Annotated in this window: 16 protein-coding genes and 2 tRNA genes; 9 read left to right on the forward strand and 9 right to left on the reverse strand. The window is 75.9% G+C overall.

Translation table 11 applies throughout. From position 1 onward, the window contains the following. Window positions 1-109 precede the first annotated feature (109 nt). Window positions 110-3,037 carry a UPF0182 family protein gene (locus tag MHY85_RS04495; RefSeq protein ID WP_374232870.1) on the forward strand — a complete coding sequence of 976 codons (2,928 nt, stop codon included), beginning with the start codon at window positions 110-112 and terminating at the stop codon, window positions 3,035-3,037. A gap of 165 nt (window positions 3,038-3,202) precedes the next feature. Continuing rightward, a tRNA-Met gene (locus tag MHY85_RS04500) sits at window positions 3,203-3,276 on the forward strand. Between the two features lie 75 nt (window positions 3,277-3,351). On the opposite strand, the gene MHY85_RS04505 is transcribed toward MHY85_RS04500, so the two are convergent. After that, entirely contained in the window at window positions 3,352-4,374 is a 1,023-nt protein-coding gene (locus tag MHY85_RS04505; protein ID WP_239193522.1) for an aldo/keto reductase, read from the reverse strand. Between the two features lie 93 nt (window positions 4,375-4,467). Here MHY85_RS04505 and MHY85_RS04510 point away from each other — a divergent pair, with 93 nt between their 5' ends. Together MHY85_RS04510 and MHY85_RS04515 are read left to right on the forward strand one after the other, a co-directional pair. Further along, the gene (locus MHY85_RS04510) at window positions 4,468-5,064 is read left to right on the forward strand and encodes a TetR/AcrR family transcriptional regulator (RefSeq protein WP_239193524.1); all 597 of its coding nucleotides are present in this window, start codon (window positions 4,468-4,470) and stop codon (window positions 5,062-5,064) included. Window positions 5,065-5,101: 37 nt separating this feature from the next. Beyond that, a tRNA-Met gene (locus tag MHY85_RS04515) sits at window positions 5,102-5,175 on the forward strand. A gap of 54 nt (window positions 5,176-5,229) precedes the next feature. Here MHY85_RS04515 and gap read toward each other — a convergent pair. Next, window positions 5,230-6,234 carry a type I glyceraldehyde-3-phosphate dehydrogenase gene (gene gap, locus MHY85_RS04520; protein WP_239193526.1) on the reverse strand — a complete coding sequence of 335 codons (1,005 nt, stop codon included), beginning with the start codon at window positions 6,232-6,234 and terminating at the stop codon, window positions 5,230-5,232. Between the two features lie 270 nt (window positions 6,235-6,504). Further along, the gene (locus tag MHY85_RS04525) at window positions 6,505-7,461 is read right to left on the reverse strand and encodes a GlxA family transcriptional regulator (protein ID WP_239193528.1); all 957 of its coding nucleotides are present in this window, start codon (window positions 7,459-7,461) and stop codon (window positions 6,505-6,507) included. Window positions 7,462-7,730: 269 nt separating this feature from the next. On the opposite strand from MHY85_RS04525, the gene MHY85_RS04530 reads away from it, so the two are divergent. Next, the gene (locus tag MHY85_RS04530) at window positions 7,731-8,270 is read left to right on the forward strand and encodes a hypothetical protein (protein ID WP_239193530.1); all 540 of its coding nucleotides are present in this window, start codon (window positions 7,731-7,733) and stop codon (window positions 8,268-8,270) included. A gap of 7 nt (window positions 8,271-8,277) precedes the next feature. Here the strand turns inward: MHY85_RS04530 and MHY85_RS04535 are convergent, their stop codons facing one another. Next, complete coding sequence (locus MHY85_RS04535; protein ID WP_239193532.1) at window positions 8,278-9,375, reverse strand: epoxide hydrolase family protein; 1,098 nt, start codon at window positions 9,373-9,375, stop codon at window positions 8,278-8,280. A gap of 146 nt (window positions 9,376-9,521) precedes the next feature. Between MHY85_RS04535 and MHY85_RS04540 the strand changes: the two genes are divergently transcribed. From MHY85_RS04540 to ligD, 4 genes are all read left to right on the forward strand, one after another. Continuing rightward, window positions 9,522-11,099, forward strand: a complete 1,578-nt coding sequence (locus tag MHY85_RS04540) for a CYTH and CHAD domain-containing protein (RefSeq protein ID WP_239193534.1) — start codon at window positions 9,522-9,524, stop codon at window positions 11,097-11,099. Between the two features lie 80 nt (window positions 11,100-11,179). Next, window positions 11,180-11,791 carry a type IV toxin-antitoxin system AbiEi family antitoxin gene (locus MHY85_RS04545; RefSeq protein WP_239193536.1) on the forward strand — a complete coding sequence of 204 codons (612 nt, stop codon included), beginning with the start codon at window positions 11,180-11,182 and terminating at the stop codon, window positions 11,789-11,791. Further along, window positions 11,779-12,543 (forward strand): nucleotidyl transferase AbiEii/AbiGii toxin family protein, encoded by a 765-nt coding sequence (locus MHY85_RS04550; RefSeq protein WP_239193538.1) that lies wholly within the window; start codon window positions 11,779-11,781, stop codon window positions 12,541-12,543. The genes MHY85_RS04545 and MHY85_RS04550 overlap by 13 nt, the downstream gene beginning before the upstream one ends. A 68-nt stretch (window positions 12,544-12,611) precedes the next feature. Further along, window positions 12,612-14,264 (forward strand): non-homologous end-joining DNA ligase, encoded by a 1,653-nt coding sequence (gene ligD / locus MHY85_RS04555; RefSeq protein ID WP_308191314.1) that lies wholly within the window; start codon window positions 12,612-12,614, stop codon window positions 14,262-14,264. A 130-nt stretch (window positions 14,265-14,394) separates the two neighbouring features. Here ligD and MHY85_RS04560 read toward each other — a convergent pair whose 3' ends face one another. The 5 genes from MHY85_RS04560 to MHY85_RS04580 all read right to left on the reverse strand — a co-directional run bounded on the left by MHY85_RS04560 (window position 14,395) and on the right by MHY85_RS04580 (window position 22,134). Further along, the gene (locus tag MHY85_RS04560) at window positions 14,395-14,559 is read right to left on the reverse strand and encodes a hypothetical protein (RefSeq protein WP_239193540.1); all 165 of its coding nucleotides are present in this window, start codon (window positions 14,557-14,559) and stop codon (window positions 14,395-14,397) included. Between the two features lie 253 nt (window positions 14,560-14,812). Continuing rightward, window positions 14,813-16,360, reverse strand: coding sequence for an ATP-dependent DNA ligase (locus MHY85_RS04565; protein ID WP_239193541.1), 1,548 nt, complete (start codon window positions 16,358-16,360; stop codon window positions 14,813-14,815). Between the two features lie 43 nt (window positions 16,361-16,403). Next, window positions 16,404-17,984 carry a Na+/H+ antiporter gene (locus tag MHY85_RS04570; RefSeq protein ID WP_239193542.1) on the reverse strand — a complete coding sequence of 527 codons (1,581 nt, stop codon included), beginning with the start codon at window positions 17,982-17,984 and terminating at the stop codon, window positions 16,404-16,406. A 104-nt stretch (window positions 17,985-18,088) separates the two neighbouring features. Next, the gene (locus MHY85_RS04575; protein WP_239193543.1) at window positions 18,089-19,573 is read right to left on the reverse strand and encodes a glycoside hydrolase family 1 protein; all 1,485 of its coding nucleotides are present in this window, start codon (window positions 19,571-19,573) and stop codon (window positions 18,089-18,091) included. After that, a complete protein-coding gene (locus MHY85_RS04580; protein ID WP_239193544.1) occupies window positions 19,570-22,134 on the reverse strand; it encodes a glycoside hydrolase family 2 protein in 2,565 nt (854 codons plus the stop codon). Before MHY85_RS04580 ends, MHY85_RS04575 begins: the two co-directional genes overlap by 4 nt. Window position 22,135: the final 1 nt, after the last annotated feature.

Raw genomic sequence — 22,135 nt, forward strand, 5'->3', positions numbered from 1 at the left:
CCTCAAGGCCGTGACCTTCGCCAACCCGTCCGCCCGACAGCCCCGGGGGCCACGCCCGCCCCGGCCACCGAGGGGCGCCCCCGGCCGCCGCCGGCCGAGCCCGCTCGCGATCACCGTCGTGGTGCTCGCCCTGGTCGTGGTGGCCGTGCTGCTGCTCGCCCAGCTCTGGACCGAGGTGCTGTGGTTCGACCAGCTGGGCTTCTCCCAGGTGCTGTGGACCCAGTGGCTCACCCGCGGCGCGCTGTTCCTCGCCGGCCTGCTCGTCATGGGCGGCGCCGTGTTCTCCAGCCTCGCGATCGGCTACCGCACCCGCCCGGTGTACGCCCCGTCCAACCAGGAGCAGGCCAGCCTCGACGCCTACCGCGAGGCCGTCGAGCCGCTGCGCCGCGTCGTGCTCGTCGCCGGCCCGGCGGTGCTCGGGCTGTTCGCGGGCATCGCGGCCTCCCAGCAGTGGAGCTCCGTCCAGCTCTGGATGAACAGCACGCCGGTCGGACGTGAGGACCCCCAGTGGGGGATGGACCTGTCGTTCTACATGTTCCAGCTGCCGGGCATGCGGTTCGTCGTCAGCTTCCTCATGGCCGTGACGGTGCTGGCCGGCATCGCCGCCGTCGCGACGCACTACCTGTACGGCGGGTTCCGGGTCGGCGGCTCCGCCGGCACCCCGCGGATGACCCGCGCCGCCCGGGTGCACCTGTCCGTGATCGCGGCCGTCCTCATGGTGCTGATCGCGGCCAACTACTTCCTCGACCGCTACTCGATCCTGACCCAGGAGGGCGACCGGTTCGCCGGCGCCTCGTTCACGGACGTCAACGCGGTCATCCCCTCCAAGAGCATCCTCGCGGGTGTGGCGCTGCTGGTCGCCGTCATGTTCGTCGTCACCGCCCTGCGCGGCACCTGGCGGCTGCCGGCCATCGGCGTGGGCCTGATGATCGTCAGCGCGATCGCCATCGGCGGCATCTACCCGGCGGTCGTCCAGCGGTTCCAGGTGAACCCGAACCAGCAGGACGCCGAGGCGCCGTTCATCCAGCGGAACATCGACGCGACGCTCGCGGCGTACGGCCTCGAGGACGTGGAGACGAGCGACTACAACGCGAACGTCACCGCCGAGCCGGGCGCCCTGCGCGAGGACGCGGAGACCACCGCCTCCATCCGCCTGCTCGACCCGCAGGTGGTGTCGGACTCGTTCCGCCAGCTCGAGCAGATCCGTGGCTTCTACTCCTTCCCCGACACCCTGTCGGTGGACCGGTACGACGTCGCGGACGAGAGCCGCGACACCGTGATCGCGGTCCGCGAGCTCGACCTGGACGGCCTGGACGCCCAGCGCCGCAACTGGACGAACGACGCGACCGTCTACACCCACGGGTTCGGCGTCGTCGCGGCGTACGGCAACACCACGACGTCGAGCGGCGCCCCCGAGTTCTGGGAGGGCGGCATCCCGTCCACCGGCGAGATGGGCGAGTACGAGCCGCGGATCTACTTCGGCCAGAGCTCGCCGAGCTACTCGATCGTCGGCGCCCCCGAGGGCTCCGAGTGGGAGCTCGACTACCCGGACGACGAGTCCGGCGGCGCGGTCAACACCTCGTTCCCGACCGACGAGGTCTCGGCGGGCCCGGAGATCGGGACGTTCTGGAACAAGCTGCTCTACTCGATCAAGTTCGGCTCCGAGCAGATCCTGTTCTCCGACCGCGTGACCGCCGAGTCGCAGATCCTCTACGACCGCGACCCGGTCGACCGCGTCCAGAAGGTCGCGCCGTACCTCACGCTCGACGGCCGGGTGTACCCCGCGGTCGTCGACGGCCGGGTCAAGTGGATCGTCGACGGCTACACGACGTCGAACCAGTACCCGTACGCCGCGGCGCAGTCCCTCGAGGACGCCACCGTGGACTCGCTGACCGAGACGTCGACCACCATCGCGGCCCTGCAGCCCGAGAAGGTCAACTACATCCGCAACTCGGTCAAGGCGACGGTCGACGCCTACGACGGCAGCGTCACGCTGTACGCGTGGGACGACCAGGACCCGGTCCTGCAGGCCTGGAGCAACGTCTTCGACACCTCTCTCGAGCCCGTGTCCGCGATCAGCTCGGACCTGATGAGCCACATCCGGTACCCCGAGGACCTGTTCAAGGTGCAGCGGACCCTGCTCGGCACGTACCACGTGACCGACCCGGGCCAGTTCTTCTCGGGCAACGACGCGTGGCGCACCCCGAACGACCCGACCGCCTCGGGTCAGAGCGTCGCGCAGCCGCCGTACTACCTGACGCTGGAGATGCCGACGCAGGACGCGGCGACGTTCTCCCTCATGTCGACGTACGTGCCCGCGGGCGGCAACGCCCGTGACGTCCTGACCGGGTACATCGCGGTCGACGCGGAGGCGGGGTCGGCCGAGGGCGAACCCGCGGAGGGCTACGGCAAGATCCGGCTCCTGGAGCTGCCACGCGACTCCACCGTCCCGGGCCCGAACCAGATGAACAACAACTTCTCCTCCAACCCGGAGGTGTCGAACGAGCTGAACATCCTGGCGCGCGGTGACTCCCAGGTCATCCGCGGGAACCTGCTCACCCTCCCCGTCGGCGGCGGGCTGCTGTACGTGCAGCCGGTGTACGTGCAGGCGGCGAGCGGCACGCAGTTCCCGCTGCTGCAGCGGGTGCTGGTGTCGTTCGGCGACGAGATCGGGTTCGCCAGCACCCTCGACGAGGCGCTGGACCAGGTGTTCGGCGGTGATGACGGCACGTCCGCCGGCGACGCCGGCAACGAGATCACGCCACCGACCACCGGGGACGACACCGGTGGGGACACCGGCGGCGACGGCACCGCCACGCCGACGCCCGCGCCGACCGGGGGCACGGGTGCCGGCACCGGCGACGCCCAGACCCGGCTGACGCAGGCCATCGACCGGGCCACCCAGGCGTACCAGGACGGGCAGGCCGCGCTGGCCAGCGGCGACTTCGCCGCCTACGGCGAGGCGCAGGCCCGGCTGCAGGAGGCCCTGGAGGATGCCGCGGCGGCCGACGCGGAGCTGGGCGGCTCGGGCGGCTGACTCCCGGGCGCCCCGGGCGCGCACGACGGCGGGCCGGTTCCCTCGCGGGGAGCCGGCCCGCCGCGCGTCCACCGCGCCGGGCCGGGCCGGGCGGTCGGTGTGACCGAGGGCACGGGGGCTGGATTTGGATCGCCCGTCACCCTGGCGTAACGTAGTGATCACCGACGCGGGGTGGAGCAGCTCGGTAGCTCGCTGGGCTCATAACCCAGAGGTCGCAGGTTCAAATCCTGCCCCCGCTACGCAGTGCCGATGCAGATCGGCGACGAAGGCCCGGACCATCTGGTCCGGGCCTTCGTGCTGTGCACGGCGCGCCGCTAGCGGGCCGCGCGCTCGGCGCCCGGACGGCGCCGCAGGCCGGCGTCGGCGACCTCCGGACCGCGGTAGACCATGTCCATCGCCCCGATGCTCTCTCCCGGCGGGACGATCGTGTCGATCCGGTCGAGGATCTCGTCGGTCAGGGCGACCTCGGCGCCGGCGAGGGTGCTCTCGAGCTGCTCCAGGGTGCGCGGGCCGATGATCGCGGACGTCACGCCCGGGTGCGCGATCGTGAACGCCATCGCCAGGTGCGGCAGCGGGATCCCGACCTCGGCCGACAGCGCGAGGAGCTGCTCCACCGCGGCCAGGCGCCGCTCGTCGCGGAAGTGCCGCATCCCGGTCGTCGCGCGGAAGGTGTCGTTGGCCTCCCCGGCCCGGTACCTGCCGGTCAGGGCGCCCCCGGCGAGCGGGCTGTACACGAGGGTGCCCATCCCGTAGCGCTGCGCCACCGGCAGGATCTCGCGCTCGATCTCGCGGTCGAGGATCGAGTAGTTCGGCTGCTCGGTGCGGAACCGCTCGAACCCGCGCCGCTCGGACGTCCACTGCGCCTCGACGATCTCGGAGCCGCGCAGGGAGGACGACCCGATCGCCCGCACCTTGCCCTGCCGCACGAGGTCGGTGAGGGCGGAGAGCGTCTCCTCGATGTCGGTGTCGGGGTCGGGGCGGTGCAGCTGGTAGAGGTCGATGTGGTCGGTGCGCAGGTTCCGCAGCGAGCGCTCGACGGCCTGCACGATCCAGCGCCGCGAGGCGCCGCGGTGGTTCACGTCGTCGTCGACCGGGCCGTGGAACTTCGTCGCGAGCACGACCTGGTCGCGGCGCCCCTGCAGCGCCTCGCCGACGACCTCCTCCGAGTCGCCGTAGCGGTCCGCGGTGTCGACGACGTTGATGCCCGCGTCGAGCGCGCGGTGGATGATCCGGATGCCCTCCCGGCGGTCGGGGTTGCCGAGCGAGCCGAGCATCATCGCGCCGAGCGCGTAGGGCGTCACCTTGATGCCGGTGCGCCCGAGGGTGCGGTACTGCATGCGTGCCTCCCGTATGCTGGTGGCGGAACACCGTTCCGCTTCGATGTCGCCGACCATACGGAACGCTGTTCCGTTTGTCTAGTGAGGTGAGCCGTGACCTCGTCCGCCAGCTCCCGACCCCTGCGCGCCGACGCCCGGCAGAACGCCGACGCCCTGCTCGTCGCCGCCCGGGCCGTGTTCGAGCGTTCGGGGGTCGACGCACCGGCGCGGGAGGTGGCCGCCGAGGCCGGGGTCGGCGTCGGCACCCTCTACCGGCACTACCCCACGCGGGCGGACCTCGTGACCGCGGTGTTCACCACGGAGATCGACGCGACCGCCGCAGCCGCCGCGGAGCTGCGGCGCCGCTACCCGCCTGGCGAGGCGCTGGACCAGTGGATCGCGCGGTTCACGCAGTTCGTCGCGACCAAGCAGGGGCTCGCGGCGGCTCTCCGCTCCGGGGACCCGGCGTTCGACGCGCTGCCGGCCTACCTGGAGGCGACCCTCGGGCCGGCCCTGCGCTCCCTCCTCGAGGCCGCCGTGGCCAGCGGCGAGGTCCGGCCCGACGTCGACGCGCTCGACCTCCTCCAGGCGATCGGCGACCTGAGCCACCGCGCGCCGTCGGCGGACGGCTCGCCGAACCCGATGGTGCGCCTGCTCGTCGACGGCCTGCGCGTGCGGGGCCGGCCGGTGCGCGCGCCGCGACCCGACTAGGTCCCGGCGCCCGGGTCGCGTAGGGTGGGAGCACCGACGCGGGGTGGAGCAGCTCGGTAGCTCGCTGGGCTCATAACCCAGAGGTCGCAGGTTCAAATCCTGTCCCCGCTACGCAGAGGACGAAGGCCCGGACCACCTGGTCCGGGCCTTCGTCGTCCCTGCGGCTCAGCCCTGCGACCGCCCGATCAGCTCGAGCGTGTCCACCACGCGGTTCGAGAAGCCCCACTCGTTGTCGTACCAGGCGACGACCTTCACGTGCTTCCCGTCGACCCGCGTCAGGTGCGAGTCGAACACCGACGACGCCGGGTTCCCGACGATGTCGGAGGAGACCAGGAAGTCCTCCGAGTACTCCAGCACCCCGGCGAGCGGACCCGCGGCCGCGGCACGGTACGCGGCGAGGACGTCCTCGCGGGTGACGTCCCGGGCGACGGTCGCGTTCAGCTCGACGATCGAGCCCACCGGCACCGGGACCCGGATCGAGTCGCCGGACAGCCGGCCGTCGAGCTGCGGCAGCACCAGCCCGATCGCCTTGGCGGCGCCCGTCGTCGTCGGGGTGATGTTGACGGCGGCCGCCCGCGCGCGGCGCGGGTCGCGGTGGGGCCCGTCCTGCAGGTTCTGCTCCTGCGTGTAGGCGTGCACGGTCGTCATGAACGCGTGCTCGACTCCGGCGAGGTCGTCCAGCACCAGGGCCAGCGGCGCGAGGGCGTTCGTCGTGCACGAGGCGTTCGAGATGACGGTGTGCGCGGCCGGGTCGTAGGCGTCGGTGTTGACGCCGTAGGCGAGCGTGACGTCCGCGCCGTCGGACGGCGCCCCGACCAGTACGGCACGCGCGCCGGCGTCGAGGTGGCCGCGGGCGGCGGCGGCGCTCGCGAACCGGCCGGTCGACTCCAGCACGACGTCGACCCCGAGCTCCGCCCACGGGAGCCGGGCGGGCTCGCGCTCGGCGAGGACGGCGATGCGGCGCCCGTCGACGACGAGGTGGTCGCCGTCCACGGACACGGGCCGCCCCAGGCGCCCGGCCGTCGAGTCGAAGGCCAGCAGCCGGGCCAGGGCGGCGGGCTCGGTGAGGTCGTTGACGGCGACGACCTCCAGGTCGCTGCCGCGCTCGAGGAGCGCGCGCAGGACGTTGCGGCCTATGCGTCCGAAGCCGTTGATGGCGACGCGGGTCATGGGTTCCTCCGGTGGGTCTCGCGTTCGGGACGCCTCCAGCCTCGGCGGGGCGGGGGCGCGCGGACAGCGGCGCGGGCGCCATGGTCCGCACGGATCTCGCCACCGCCCTCGCCCACCCGACCCGGCCGCCCGCCCACGCGGCCCTCGCCGTCGGCGCGCCCTCCGCCGTCCGGCGTGACCTACGCCGATCGTCGTGGGCGGGGCCGGACGGCGTAGGCCGGCTGCCGCCGCGCGCGTGGCGGGCCGGTGGCGGGCCGGCGGACGCCCCGGCTACTCGCCGCGCGCGAACGTGCGGCGGTACTCGCTCGGCGTCGTCCCCAGGACGCGCTGGAAGTGCCGCCGCAGGTTCGCGCCCGTCCCCAGCCCGACGTCGACGGCGATCTGCTCGACCGACCGCTGCGAGCGCTCCAGCAGCTCGCGCGCCACGTCGACGCGGGCCCGCAGCACCCACTCCATCGGCGTGTACCCCGAGTCCTCCACGAACCGGCGGGAGAACGTCCGCGGGGACACCGCCGCGTGCCGGGCGAGCGCGTCCAGGGTCAGCGGCTCGCCCAGCCGGTGCAGCGTCCACTCCCGGGTCGCCGCGAACCGCTCGCCCAGCGGCTCGGGCACGCTCCGCGGCACGTACTGGGCCTGGCCGCCGGAGCGGTACGGCGCGGCGACCAGGCGCCGGGCCGCGTGGTTCGACGGCGCGACCCCGAGCTCGCGCCGGATGAGGTGCAGGCACAGGTCGATCCCCGACGCCGCGCCCGCCGAGGTGAGCACCTGCCCCTCGTCGACGAACAGCACGTTCTCGTCGACGGTCACGCGCGGGTAGCGGGCCGCGAACGCGCGGGTGTAGTGCCAGTGCGTCGTGGCCCTTCGCCCGTCGAGCAGGCCGGTGGCGGCGAGGGCGAACGCACCGGTGGAGATCGCGGCCAGGTCGGCGCCGCGCTGGTGGGCGGCCACGAGCGCGGCGACGACGGCCGCGGGCGGGTCCTCCCGGTCGGGGTGCCGGTATCCGGGGATGAACACGACGTCGGCCCACGCCAGCGCGTCGAGCCCGTCGGCGACGTGGTACGACAGCCCGTCGCCGCCGCGGACCAGTCCGGGGGCGGGGCCGCACACCCGGACCTCGTACGGCATGCTCGGCCGGTTCGTGAACACCTGCGCGGGGATGCCGACGTCCAGCGGCTTCGCGCCCTCGAGGACCAGGACGGCGACGCGGCGGAGGGGGGTGGCGGCCACGGCGCCAGCGTAGGGTGCGCGTGCTGTGACCTGCGTCACCATCAGGTTCTCAGACGCGGACGGGTGCGTCCTCCTAGGCTCCCCGGTGCAGGAGACGGTGTCCCGCAGACCTCGCCGAGGCCGCCGCCGTCGGAGGCGGTGGGCCCGTGCGCGCTGGGATGCTGACGGCGCGACGGCGCGCGCGGTGGAACGCGGCGCTCCTGCTGCCGGCGGTCCTGGCTCTGGCGGCGTGTGCGTCCGGGACCGCAGGACGGGCCGCTGACCCGGTCGTGCCCCCGGGGGCCACGGCGCCGGCCCCGACCGCGTCCCCCGGTGACGCGGTCGACGACGACCCGGCAGCAGGCGAGCGCGCGGTCGGCGGCCCGGCGGTCGACGGCGCCGAGTCCACGGCCCTCACGGACGCCTCGGCCGCCGAGGAGTACGCGCGCGTCGTCGCCGAGATCGGTCAGCCTCTCCCGGCCGGACTCGGCTACCCGGCAGGGCTGCCCGACGGGTTCGTGCCCGCCGACGGTCGCCTGGAGGCGGGCGCGGCCCGCAACCAGGCCTGGTTCACGTGGCTGTGCGCGTGGGAGGGCGAGTACCTGACGGCTGACGCGGCGCAGGACCCGGACCGGCAGCGCGCCGCAGCGGCGATGCTCGAGTGGTACGCGACCGCGCCGTTCTACTCGGAGGTCGTGAGCGACCCCGAGGGCGGCTGGGTGAGCAACGTGCTCGGACCGATGCGGCTCGGCGACCCGTCGGGTGTCCGGGCCGACAGCCGGCAGACGTGCGGCACGTATCCGACCGTCCCGTCGGGCACCTCCGGGTAGCCCGTCCTCAGTCCCGCCGGCGGAGCTCGACCGCGCGGCGCACGCCCCACAGGTAGTCGGCCGGCCGCTCCCAGGCGGCGAAGTGCCCGCCGCGGGCGTGCTCGCGCCAGTCCGCGACCGCGAAGAACCGATCGGCGAACCGCCGGGGAGCGTTGACGAGGTCGTGCGCGAACACGGTGAACACGGTGGGTGCCTCGATGCGGGGCCAGTCCTTGGCGCCACCGGCGGCGTACGGGGTGAACGACGTCCCGATCGTGCCGGTGAACCAGTACGCGCTGACCCAGGTCAGCGCCTCGTCCCGCGTGAACGCCCGGAACAGGTCGCCGTCCGAGTCCGTCCACGCCACCAGCTTCTCGACGATCCACGCCGCCAGGCCCGCCGGGGAGTCGCCCAGCCCCACCGCGAGCGTGCCGGGCCGGGTGGCCTGCTCGTGCATGTAGCCGCCCTGCTCCGCCTGCCACCGGTGCCCGTACGCGACGTACGCCCGCTCGTCCTCGCTCAGGTCCTCGGGCAGGTCGACGAGGAAGTGGTACTGGGAGACGTCGGTCAGGTGCAGCGCGGTGACCGCCTCGGGGTGGCGGGCGGCGAGCGCCTCGGCGACGTCGCAGCCCACGTCGCCCGCCGACACCACGTAGCGCCCGAACCCGAGCTCGCGCAGCGCCGCCGCGACGGCGTCGGCCATCGCGACGGCGGGCAGACCGCCGCCCGCGACCGGTGCCGCGAACGGGAACCCGGGGAGCGCGGGGACCACCACCGTCACGTCCGCGAGGTCGTCGAGCACCCGGTCGAACCGCAGCACCGAGTCCGGCCAGCCGTGCAGCAGGACCACGACCGGGGCGTCCGGCGCGGCGGCCCGGCGGACGATCGCGCGGACCGGGACCGCGGCCTCCTCGGTCTCGTACCAGGGCTGGGCGGCGATGCGGTCCTCCTGGGCGCGCCAGTCGAACCCGCTGCGCCAGTGCGCCAGGAGGTCGGCCAGCACGTCGGGGTCGACCCCGAGCGGGCGGTCCAGGGCGGGCGTCCGGACGGTGCGGGTCCGGGCCAGCCGGTCGGTCAGGTCGTGGAGCGCGTCCGGGGTGACCCGGACGAAGGCGTGCTCGCGCATGCGCGTCCCCTCGTCGGTCGTGGTGCCGTCCAGCGTGCGGTCACGACCCCAACCTGGCACCGGGGTCCGACACGCACCAGAGGCCCGGTGACCCGCGGGCGGGCCCGCGGTCGCCGCGAGGAGCCACCCGGGATACAACGGGTGCCATGGCCGACGTGCATCGCGAGATCGAGCGGAAGTACGCCACCGGCCCGGACGTCGAGCTCCCGGCGCTGACCGAGCTCCTGGCCGGGTCCCCCGGGCTGCCCGACGGCGGCACGCCCGTCGCCGCGAGCGACGACGCCGTCGAGCTGGTGGCGACCTACTTCGACACCGCCGACCTGCGCCTGGCCGCGGCCGGGCTGACCCTGCGCCGCCGGACCGGCGGCGCGGACGCCGGGTGGCACCTCAAGGTCCCGGCCGGCGCCGACGAGCGCTCGGAGGTGCGGCTGCCGCCCGGGCGGGCGGTGCGCACGGTCCCCGCGCCGCTGCGCGCCCTGGTGCACGCCGCGACGCTCGGGTCGACGCTGCGGCCGGTCGCGGAGGTCCGGACCTCCCGCGCGGTGCACCGGCTCGTGGACGCGACCGGCCGGGTGCTGCTGGAGCTCGTCGACGACCGGGTGACGGCGCGGCGGGTCCGGCCGTCCGGATCGACGGGCGACGTGGTCGGGGCGCCCGAGGAGTGGCGCGAGGTCGAGGTCGAGCTGGTCGAGGGCGCCGCCGATCTGCTCGACGCGGTCGAGGAGCGGCTGGGCGCCCTCGGGCTCCGGCCGGCCGCGGAGCGCTCGAAGCTCGACCGGGTGCTGGGCCCGGCCGACGAGCGAGCGCCGGAGCGGCCCCGGCTGACGACGAGGTCGCCGGCGGGGGAGGTCGTCGTCGGCTACGTCTCCGACCAGCTCGACCGGCTCCGGGAGCAGGACCTGCGGGTCCGGCTCGGCGCGCCGGGCGGGGTGCACCAGATGCGGGTGGCCGCGCGGCGGGTGCGGACCGCGCTGCGGACGTTCGGGCGGCTGTTCGAGCCCGGCACCGTGCGGCCGCTGCGGGACGAGCTCGGCTGGCTGGCGGACGTGCTCGGCCGGGCGCGGGACGCGGAGGTGCTGCGTGAGCGGGTGCGGTCCGCCGTCGAGGGGCCCGGGGTCGAGGAGGCGGTCGGTGCCGGGACGCACGCGGCGGCGGTCGCCGCGGACGCCGAGCTCGGCCGGGCGGCGCAGGACGCGCTCGACGCGCTGCTCGCTGTGCTCGACGGCGACCGGTACCGCCGGCTCCTGCGGGACCTGGCCGTGTTCGTCGCCGAGCCCCGGTACTCCGACGAGGGCCGCCGTCGCGCGCGCCGGGTGCTGCCCGGGGAGGTCGCCCGCCGGGACCGAAAGGTGCGCCGCCGGCTGCGCCGCGCGCGCCGGGTGCCGGAGGGCCGCCGCCGGGACGACGCGCTGCACGGCGCCCGCAAGGCCGCGAAGGCCGCCCGGTACGCGGGGGAGTCCGTCGCCGGGGTGCTCGGCGCGGACGCGGCCCGGTACGCGCGCCGGATGGAGGACCTGCAGGAGGTGCTCGGCGAGCACCACGACTCCGTCGTCGCCCGCGCGCGGCTGCGGGAGCTCGCCCGGCACGCGCCGAGCACCGAGGTCGCGTTCCTGTACGGCCGGCTGCACGCCGTGGAGGAGGCGCGCGGCCGGGAGACGGAGCGCGCTGCGGGCGCCGTGGCCCGCGCCGCGGGGAAGAAGAAGCTGCGCCGTTGGCTCGGCTGAGGCGCGCGAACCGCGGCGAAGTGTGTCGAGAGTAGTGGAGGATACTACTCTGAGCACACTCGAACCCTGCGGGAGGCCTGATGGACGTGCTCCGCGCCGTCGCGGCCGCGCCCCTGCGCACGGTCCGTCCTTCCGAGCTGGCGCCGTACTACACGAACCCGCGTGCGGCGGTGCAGGACCTCGAGCGCCGGGGCCGGCTGCACCGCCTCGCGTACGGGTACTACTGCGGTGTGCCGCTGGACGCGGACCCCGCCACGTGGCGCCCGTCGCTCGAGGGGGCGGCCGCAGCGGTCGCGCGCACCCCGGCCGAGGTGGACGAGCCCGTCCTGATGGGCTTGACCGCCGCGCGTGTGCACGGCGCCCTGCCGCGGGCGCTCGGCACCGCCTGGGTCGCCGTGACCGCGGCGCGTCGTCCCCTGCGCCTGGCCGACCGCGACGCGGAGGTCCGGTTCGTGCGGCGATCGGTCGCGACGCTCGAGGTCGAACGCGTCGTGCTCGACCTCGGAGCGGTCCTGGTCACGACGCCGGAGCAGACGCTGCTCGACCTGGCCCGCCCCGCCACGGCCGATCCGGAGCACGTCGCGGTGGCCAGGGCGCTGTCGCCGCTCGCGGACCAGGCCGTCCTGGCTGACCTCGCCACCCGGACGCGTGCGGGTGCGGCGCTCGACCGGGTGCGGCGGTGGGTGTCGTGACGCTGGTCGCCGAGCTGAGCGCCGTCGCGGTGCGGTTCGGGGCAGATCAGGTCCAGGTCGACCGCGACCACCTCATCTCCCACGTCCTCGCGGCTCTCGGCGCGCTGGACCCGGACACCATCACGTTCTTCGGCGGCACCGCTCTGTCCCGCACGTTCCTGCCCGACGGGAGGTTGAGCGAGGACATCGACCTCCTCGCGCGGTCCGGCCGCGGCGAGGCGGCCCGCCTCGTGACGGCGGCGGTGGGACGCGCGCTGCTCCGTTCGCACGGCCGAGTGACGTGGTCGCCGCCGTTGGCCGAGGCGGGCGGATCACGAGCGGCCCTGCTCTCCGTCCCCACCGGCGCGAGCATCCGCGTGCAGCTGCTCGACGGCGCCGGCTACCCGTGGCCGACCGAGGTCCGCGACATCGAGCAGCGGTACTCGGACGTGGCGCCGACGCGGCTCCGGACCTTGACAGCGCCGGCCTTCGCCGCGGCGAAGCTCGCGGCGTGGATCGACCGCGGGGCGTCGCGCGACCTCTGGGACCTGGCGCGGCTCGCCGCGCAGGGCAGAGTCGACCGCAAGGCCGCGGCGCTGTTCCGGCGGTTCGGCCCGTTCGGCGGTGCGCCCGGTCCGTGGGTCTTCGCGACAGCCCCTGACACGGACCGGTGGCGGACAGAACTGGCGCACCAGACACGCCTCGACCTGGGGCCTGAGGCGGCGCTCGACGTCGTCCGGTCTGCCTGGGACCGGGCCTTCGCGGCCGGCTGAGCGCGCGCGCCGCGCCCCGTTCCGCCAGGCTGGCCCGGAGCGGACGAGCTGGGGAAGGGGTGGTCGGCGTGCCGGAGCGGCGGCGCCGTGGGACGTCGGCGGGCACGGGCACTGCGCCCGCGCGCGGGCTCGAGACGTACCGGTCGATGCGCGACTTCGACCGCACCGCCGAGCCCGCGGGGGCGGCGACGCCCGCCCCGACCGCGCCGGGTGCGCCCCGGCGGTTCGTGGTCCAGCGGCACCGCGCCCGGCGGCTGCACTACGACGTGCGGTTCGAGGTCGACGGCGTCCTGGTGTCCTGGGCGGTGCCGCGGGGCCCGACCCTCGACCCGGACGCGCGGCGGATGGCCGTGCACGTGGAGGACCACCCGCTGGAGTACGAGGACTTCGAGGGCGTGATCCCGGCGGGCGAGTACGGCGGCGGGGACGTCATCGTCTGGGACCGCGGCACCTGGGAGCCGCACGGCACCGACGACCCCGCCGCGACCATCGCCGCCGGGGAGCTGCACGCCGACGTGCACGGCGAGAAGCTGCGCGGCCGCCTGGTGCTGGTGCGCCGCGGCGGGCCGGGGGCGGACGGCAAGGAGCAGTGGATCCTCGTCCACAAGCACGACGAGCACGCGGTGAAGGGCTGGGACGCGGAGGACCACCCGCGGTCGGTGCTGAGCGGCCGGACCAACGACGAGGTGAAGGCCGATCCGGACCGGCTGTGGCGCTCCGACCTCCCGGCGGCGGAGGCGGCGGTGGACCTGCGGGCGCCGCAGGTGGACCCGCCGACCGACGACGAGCTGGCCGCGCTCGACGACCTCGGGCCGAACGGCGGGACCTGGGACGTGCACGGCCGGCGGCTCAAGGTGACGAACCTCGACAAGGTGCTGTTCCCGGCGCGCGACGGCGAGGAGCCGGTGACGAAGCGCGAGCTGCTCCGGTACGCCGCGCGGGTCGCGCCGGTGGTGCTGCCGTACCTGCACGGCCGCGCGCTCAACATGCACCGGTTCCCGCAGGGCGCCGGGACCGCGGGGTTCTGGCACAAGGAGCTGCCGACGCACGCGCCGGACTGGCTGCCGCGCTGGGACAACCCCGAGGCCGACTCCGGCGACAGCCGCACGTACCTCGTCGTCGACGAGCCGGCGGCGCTGATCTGGGCGGCGAACTTCGGGGCGCTGGAGTGGCACGCGTGGACGTCTCGCACCGACGCGCCCCGGAGCCCGACGTACGCGCTGGTCGACCTCGATCCCGGCCCGTCGACCGCGTGGGAGGACGTGCTGCTGCTGGCCCGGCTGCACCGGGACGCGTTCGAGCACCTGGGCGTGCGCGCGGTGCCCAAGGTGACCGGGCAGCGCGGCATCCAGATCTGGATCCCGATCGCGACCGGCCCCTCCTTCGACGACACCCGCGCGTGGGTCGAGCGAGTCTCCCGCACCGTCGGCGCCGTGGTGCCCGACCTGGTGAGCTGGAAGTGGGAGGTCAAGGCCCGCGGCGGGCAGGCGCGGCTCGACTACACGCAGAACGCGATCAACAAGACGCTGGTGGCGCCGTACAGCCCGCGCGCCCGGGCCGGGGCGCCGGTGTCCGCGCCGATCACCTGGGACGAGCTCGACGAGCCGTGGCTGCGGCCGGACGCGTTCACGATCCGCACGGTGCTCGACCGGGTGGCGGAGCGGGGCGATCCGTTCCGGGCGCTGCTCGGGCCGGGGCAGGTGCTCCCCGCGCTGGGGTAGCGGCGCCCGCCCCGCGCGCCCGCCGCCGCCGGGCCGCCGAGGAGGCACGAGATGCGGGGATCCCGGGCCGGGAATCCCGCATCTGGCGCAGGCTCGGCGAGCGCGCGTGCGAGCGGGCGCGGCGCCGGTGTCAGTGCCGGCGGCGGGCTGCGGCGAGCGCGGCGAGCGGGCGGCGGTGCCGCGCCCGGCGCTCGGGGGCGTCGCCCCGGGCGGCCTGCGAGCGCCGGTGCTCGAGCCGGTGCTCCAGCTCGCGCTCCTGCTGGCGGTACACGACGAGGAACAGGTCGGGGTGCACGGGATCCTCCTGCACGGTACGGGTGGCGGGTCACGCCACCGGCTGGGTCGCCGCGGGGGAGGCGGTCGCGTCCTCGCGGCCCGTGGACCGGGGGTGGTGGTCCACGGCTCCATCCTCCCGCGCGAGCACCCCGGCGAGCGCCTGACCTGCGGGTGGATCACCCGTCCGCACCGCGCGCGGCCCCGGCGCGAGGGGGTGTGGAAGGGACCTCGGTCCCGGGCGGCGGGTGGCCTCGGTTCGGGACCCGCGCGCCTCAGCCCGCGGAGCCGCCCGGCGCCGCCAGCGCCCGCACCGTGTCGATCGTGTCCGCCTCCGCCGCGGTCTTGTCGTCGCGGTACCGCAGCACCCGCGCGAACCGCAACGCCAGCCCGCCCGGGTACCGGGTCGAGCGCTGCACGCCGTCGAACGCGATCTCGACCACCTGCTCCGGCCGCAGCGTCACGGTCCAGCCGTCGTCGGCGACCTCGAGCTCCCGGAACCGCGCGGTCTGCCAGGCGAGCATCTCGTCCGTCATGCCCTTGAACGTCTTGCCGAGCATGACGAACCCGCCGTCGCCGTCCCGCGCGCCGAGGTGGATGTTGGACAGCGAGCCGACCCGCCGCCCGGAGCCGCGCTCGACGGCCAGCACCACGAGGTCCAGGGTGTGCCGCGGCTTGACCTTGACCCAGGCGCCGCCGCGCCGGCCCGCCTCGTAGGGCGCCGCGGCGTCCTTGACGATCACGCCCTCCTGCCCGGCGGCGACCCAGCCGGCGAACGCCTCCTGCGCGACCTCCGCGTCGGCGGTGACCACCCGCTCGACGGCGTGGTCCGGGGCGATCGCGTCCAGCACCGCCAGCCGGTCGGTCAGCGGGGCGTCGAGCAGGTCGGTGCCGTCGTGGTGCAGGACGTCGAAGAAGTACGGCCGCAGCGCGGTGGTGGCGGCGAGCTCGGCGTCCCGGGTGGCGCTGCGGGCGGCGGTCTCCTGGAACGGGCGCGGGCGGCCGTCGGGGCCGAGGGCCAGCGCCTCGCCGTCCAGGACGACCGCGCGGACCGGGAGGGCCCGGGCGACCTCGACGACCTCCGGGACCCGCGCCGTGATGTCGTCGAGGCTGCGGGTGTAGACGCGCACGTCGTCGCCGTCCCGGTGCACCTGGATGCGGATGCCGTCGAGCTTGGCGTCGACGACCACCGCCCGGCCGTCGAACCCCGCGACCGCCGCGGGGACGTCCGGCGCGGACGCCGCGAGCATGGGCCGGACCGGGCGGCCGACGGTCAGCCCGAAGGCGTCCAGCGCGGCCCGCGCCGCCTCGGGGGTGGGCGCGGCGAGCGCCGCCTCGGCGACCGGCTCGCTCCCGCCCGCCAGCATCGCCGCCCGCCGGACCGTCCCGACCGGCACGCCCGCCGCCTCGGCCACGGCGTCCAGCAGCAGCGCGTCGAGCGCGCCCTGCCGGACCTCCCCGGCGACGAGGCCGGCGAGGAACCGCTGCTCGCCGGCGGTGGCGGCGCCGAACAGGTCGGCCGCCAGCGCGGCCCGTGCGCCCGCCGAGCCCGGTCCGGAGAGCCCGGCCATCCGCTCGAACGCCGCGTCCACCGCGAGCACGTCCAGGGTCGGCTCCGCCGCGGGCGGCGGCAGGTCGCGCAGGGACCGCCAGCCGAGGCCGGTGCGGCGCTGCCGCAGCTCGCCCGCGAGGTACCGCGCGACGACGGGCACCTCCGCCGGGCCGGTGCGGCGGAGCAGGTCGACGAGCAGCGCCCGCTTGGCGAGGCGCGAGCGGGTCGCGGCCAGGCCCGCGCTGGTGGCGGCGACGTCGGCGAGCAGCACGTCCGTCATCCTGCCGCCGACCACCGACACCCGCGAGCCCGGTTCACTCCGGGGAGAGCGCGCCGCGGGTCAGCCGGACCTCCTCCGCGTCGAGCTGCGCCTGCACCTCGCGCAGCACGATGTCGTCGATGGTCCGCTCGTCGCGCAGCCGCACCACCGCGGCGCGCTTGTGCGCGAGCACCGCCAGCCGCAGGGCGTCGAAGTCGGCCTCGCGCGGGCGGCCGTCCTCTGCGGGCCCGTCGCCGGCCTCCGCGAGCGCCTCCGCGTGCATCCGGTACTCGGCCTCCAGCTTCGCGACGACCTTCCCCTCCAGGCCGAGCCGCGCGGCCTCGGCCGGCAGCGCCTCCAGGGCCGCGCGGGTCGCTGCCTTCTCCGCGTGGTGCCGCTCGCCCTCGACGCCGTCGTCGGCGGGCAGCCGCGCCCAGCGCACGACGGCGGGCAGCGTGAGCCCCTGCACCAGCAGGGTCGCGAGGATGACGCCGCCCGTGACGAAGACGATCACGTCCCGCCCGGGGAACGGCGTGCCGTCGGCCGTGGTCTCGGGGACGCCGAGCGCCGCCGCGAGCGACACCGCGCCGCGGAAGCCGGCCCACGCCCCGGGCATCCGGTGCCGCCAGGAGACCCGGCGGGCGCGCTGCACCGCGCGGCGGTCGACCGCGCGGATCAGGTACGGCGTGGTGTGGAACCACAGCAGCCGGGTGCCGATCACGGCGCCGAACGCCGCGGCGGTCCAGCCCAGGGCCTCGACCAGGCCGGCCGACGACAGGCCGTCGGCGGCCGTGACGAGCTGCATGCCGACCAGCACGAAGAGCGCGCCGTTCAGCACGTGGCTGACCACGGCCCAGAACGCCTGCGACTGCACGCGCGCGGCCGCCGGGATGACGCGGGGCCCGCTCTGGCTGAGCAGCAGTCCCGCGACGACGACCGCCAGCACGCCGGACGCGTGCACGAGCTCGGCGAGCAGGAACGCCGCGAACGGGGTCAGCACGCTGATGACGCTCTGCTGGATCGCCTCGTGCATGCGCTCCCGGAGCTGCACCGCGAGCCACCACACCGCGACGCCGGCCGCCGCGCCGCCCAGGTAGGAGATCGCGAACCGCCCCGCGAGGTAGCCGCCGGTGACCGGCTCGGCGACGGCGTGCACCGCGATCGCGTAGATCACCAGTGCCGTGCCGTCGTTGACCAGGCTCTCCGCGCGCAGGGTGGTGAGGGTCCGGCGCGGCATGCCGCGGGCCACGCCGGCGACGGCGGTGGCGTCGGTCGGCGCCAGCACCCCGCCGAGGATCCACGCCGGGCCCCAGTCCATCCCGAGCGCGTGCAGCACCACCGCCACGGCGCCGGCGGTCAGCACCACGAGCAGGACGCTGACCAGGACGATCACGCGCAGGTTCGCCCGGATCTCGCGCAGCGACGTCGTGAGGCTCTCCCAGTACAGCAGCGCGGGGAGCACGACGAGCAGCACCAGCTCGGGCGGGACGGTCAGCCCGCGGAACGCGGGCAGGAACCCCAGCGCGAGGCCGAGGACCAGCAGCACCAGCGGCGGGGCGACCCGCCAGCGCCGCCCGAGCGCGGTCCCCGTGAGAAGCGCGAGCAGCACGACGACGATCAGCTCCAGCGTCAGCACGGCGCCTCCTGGGGGCGGTCGGGGCACCGGTCGCCCAGGTGGCGGCCGGGTGGGACGGCACGAGGATGCTCGCGCCGTCCCGGCCCGGCAAGGGGGGGAGCGGCTCAGCCCGCCGCGACGGCGGCCGCGGCGCCCACCGGGTCGCCGCCCCCGGCGCCGCCCGGCGGCGGCAGCACGCCCGTGGTCGCGAGCCGCCGGTACCAGTGCCCCGAGTCCTTCACGGTCCGCGCCATCGTCGCGTAGTCGACGTGCACGATCCCGAACCGGCGCTCGTAGCCGTACGCCCACTCGAAGTTGTCCAGCAGCGACCACGCGAAGTAGCCCCGGACGTCAACCCCGGCGTCGAGCGCGGCGCCGACCGCGTCGACGTGCGCGTGCAGGTAGGCGACGCGGTCGGCGTCGTGCACGCCCCCGTCGGGTGCGACGACGTCGGGGTAGGCCGCCCCGTTCTCGGTGACGTGCAGCGGGAGGTCGGGGCGGCGGCGGTGCAGGTCGACCAGCAGCTCGGTCAGCCCGGACGGGTCGACCACCCAGCCCATCGCGGTCCGCGGGCCCGGCTGGTGCCGCCAGCGGACGCCCTCGACGAGGTTGGCGGGCGGCCGGGCCGCGCCCGCGGGCGAGGCCGCCTGCACGTCGGCCTCCGCGGGTGCGCCCCCGCCGGGCACCGAGCCGTCCGCCTCGACGAGCGCGGTCGTGTAGTAGTTCACCCCGAGCGCGTCCAGCCGCGTGCGGATCAGCTCCAGGTCGCGGTCGCGCACGAACGACCAGTCGGTCAGGTGCGCCGTCTCGGCGACGACCTCCTCCGGGTAGGCGCCGTCGAGCAGCGGCCCGAGGAACACCTCGTTCGCCACCCGGTCGAGCCGCGCCTTCGCGGCCCGGTCCTCGGGCGCCGCGGAGGCCGCCCGGTTGACCTGGAGGTTCAGCGTGATCGAGACCGGCGCCGCGTCCCCCGTGGCGGCGCGCACCGCGCGGGCGCCGAGCCCGTGCGCCAGGTTGAGCGTGTGCACCGCGGACAGCGCCCGGGCGGGGTCCTGCACGCCGGGGGCGTGCTCGCCGGACGCGTACCCGAGGTAGGCGGAGCACCACGGCTCGTTGAGCGTGGTCCACAGCGCGACGCGGTCGCCGAGCGCGTCCGCGACCAGGCCCGCGTAGTCGGCGAACCGCCACGCGGTGTCCCGCGCCGGCCAGCCGCCGGCGTCCTCCAGCGCCTGGGGCAGGTCCCAGTGGTAGAGCGTGACGACCGGGTCGATGCCGTGCGCCCGCAGGGTGTCGGCCAGCCGCCGGTAGAAGTCGAGCCCGGCCTGGTTCGCCGGGCCGCGGCCGGTCGGCTGCACACGGGGCCACGCCACCGAGAACCGGTAGGCGCGCAGGCCGAGGTCGGCCATCAGCGCGACGTCGTCGGCGAACCGGCGGTAGTGGTCGGTGCCGAGGTCGCCGGTGTGGCCGCCGAGCACCGCGCCGGGTGTCCGGGAGAACGTGTCCCAGATCGACGGGCCGCGGCCGTCCGCGTCGGTCGCGCCCTCCACCTGGTACGCGGCCGTGGCCGCGCCCCAGACGAACCCGTCCGGGAACCGGCGCGCGCCGGTCACAGGGCCGCCTCGAGGTCGGCCTCGAGGTCCGGCTCGCCCGCGAGCGGCACCCCCCGCAGGTCGTTCGCCGACCGCAGCACCGGCGCCGCGGTCAGGTCCGCCGGGTCGAGCACGGCGTCGGTCGTCACGTGGAAGGTCGCCCGTTCGCCCGCCAGCAGCGTCACCAGCGCGTCGTCGACCCGCGCGTCCGCCGCGAGCCGGTCGGCGTGCAGGGTGACGTCGGCCGCGTACGACCGCGCGACGACCTCGACGCGGTAGCCGCCGGGCTCACGGACGGCCGTGGCCCGCACCGCGCCCGGGTCGAGCCGCAGGTCCACGTCCTCGACGAACGCGTGCGCCGCCCGGCGCTCGGCGCGGCCGTCCGCGAGCCGCGCCGCCAGGACCTCGCCCGCCGGGTCGCCCGGGGTCGCGAGGTCGGCGGGCAGGGGCAGGACGGCCACCGACCGCGGCGCCACCGCCACGGGCAGCCCGGCGGCCGCGGCGGTCACGCCGCCGAGCGTCTCGCGCCGCAGGTGCGCGGTGCCGGACCAGGGCGCGTCGGTGTCGTTGGTCGCGACCAGCACGACCCCGCCGTCGCGCGCGGCGAGGAACAGCGTGCGCGGGGCGCCGGCGGCGCGTAGCGCGTACCAGAGCGGCTTGGGCCGCTCGGCGGAGTCGACGGCGGCCCAGGACGTGACCGGCCAGCAGTCGTTGAGCTGCCAGACGACCCAGCCCGCGGTGCGCGGCCACCAGGCGCGGTAGTGCTCGACCGCGTGCCGGACGGCGCGGGCCTGGTTGAGCTGGGTCGCCCAGTGCCAGTCGGCGAACGCGCGCGGCACGCCGAGGTGCGGGGCCAGCCCGCGGTCCAGCTTGCCGTTGCCGTCCTCGGCCTTCTGGTGCACGAGGAACACCGGGTCCTCCTGCGGCTCGGGCGCGTCGGCGAGCGGGCCGCCGTCGACCGCGTGCACCGACTCGACCAGCGTGCGCCACGCCGGCGGGCCCTGGAACCCGAACTCGGAGCAGAACCGCGGGATCTCCGAGCGGTACACCGTGTAGTCGACGCGGTTCCACACCTCCCACTGGTGGTGCGTGCCGCGGTCGGGGTCGTTCGGGTGCACGTCGGCCGGGTCGCGGCGCGGCGTGTACGGGCTGTTGGTGGCGTACGGCCGGGTCGGGTCGAGCTCGGCGAGCACGGCCGGGAACAGCTCCTCGGCGTACCACCGGCCCCAGGTCGCCTCCCCGAGCTGCGCCTTCCAGCCCCAGTCCTCGTGGCCCCAGACGTTCTCGTTGCCGCCGTTCCACAGCACCAGCGACGGGTGCGGCATGAGCCGCACGACGTTCTCCCGGGCCTCCGCCTCGATCTCGGAGCGCAGCGGCTCCTCCTCGGGATACGCCGCGCAGGCGAGCAGGAAGTCCTGCCAGACCAGCAGGCCGCGCTCGTCGCACGCCTCGTAGAAGTCCTCGGACTCGTAGATCCCGCCGCCCCAGACGCGCAGCAGGTTGAGGTGCGCGTCCGCGGCCTGGTCGAGCCGGCGCGCCAGGCGCTCGCGGGTGATCCGGGTGAGGAGGTGGTCGTCGGGGATCCAGTTCGCCCCGCGCACGGCGACCGGGCGGCCGTTGACCACGAGCGTGAACCGGGTGCCGTGCTCGTCGTCGGCGGTGTCGAGGGCGACCGACCGGAAGCCGACCCGGCGGCGCCAGGTGTCGAGCGCGGCGCGGTCGTCGCCGTCGGCCACCGCCAGCGTCACGTCCAGGTCCGCCAGCGGCTGCTCGCCGTGCCCGACCGGCCACCACACCGGGGCGCCCGGGACCGCGAGCTCGACCGCGGCCGACGAGGACCCCGCGGGCACGGTCACCGACGCCGACACCCCGAGCACCGCGGCGCGCACCGTCAGGGCCCCGTCCGGGAGGAGCCCCGAGCGCTCCACGTCCACGTGCACCGCGACCCGCCCGGTGCCGTCGGTGTCGAGCGTGACCAGCGGCCGCACCCGGGCGAGGCGGGCCACGGACCAGCGCTCGACCCGCACCGGCTTCCACAGCCCGGCGGTGCGCAGGTCCGGCCCCCAGTCCCAGCCGAACGAGCAGGCCATCTTGCGGACGAAGTTGTACGGCACCGGGCTGTACGCCGAGGGGCGGTCGCCCAGGGCGTCCCGCACCTCGTCGGCGTACGCGGTGGCGGACCGCAGGTCGACGGTGAGGGCGCGTGCGGCCCCGTCCGCCAGGTCCCGCACGTCGTACCGGTACGACCGGTGCATGTTCGCGGTCGTCCCGAGCACCCGCCCGCCCAGCGTCACGGTGCCGACGGTGTCGACGCCCTCCAGCACGAGGTCGACCCGCTCGCCGTCCGCGGCGGGCTCCAGCGCGAGCGCCCGCTCGTACCGCCAGTCCGTGCCGTGGAACCAGCGCACGGACTCCTCGTGCGCGTCCAAGTACGGGTCCGGGATGAGGCCGGCGGCCAGGAGGTCGGTGTGCACGGAGCCGGGCACCTCGGCGGCGAGCGCGCCCGCGGCGAGGACGGCGTCCGGCACGGGGCCGGCGGTGGCGGTGACGGTCCAGCCGTCGGCGAGGGTGTGGTGCTGCACG

Origin of the sequence: Cellulomonas sp. ACRRI (genome assembly GCF_022346185.1) — a bacterium.
In the GTDB taxonomy this organism is placed as follows: Bacteria; Actinomycetota; Actinomycetes; order Actinomycetales; family Cellulomonadaceae; genus Cellulomonas.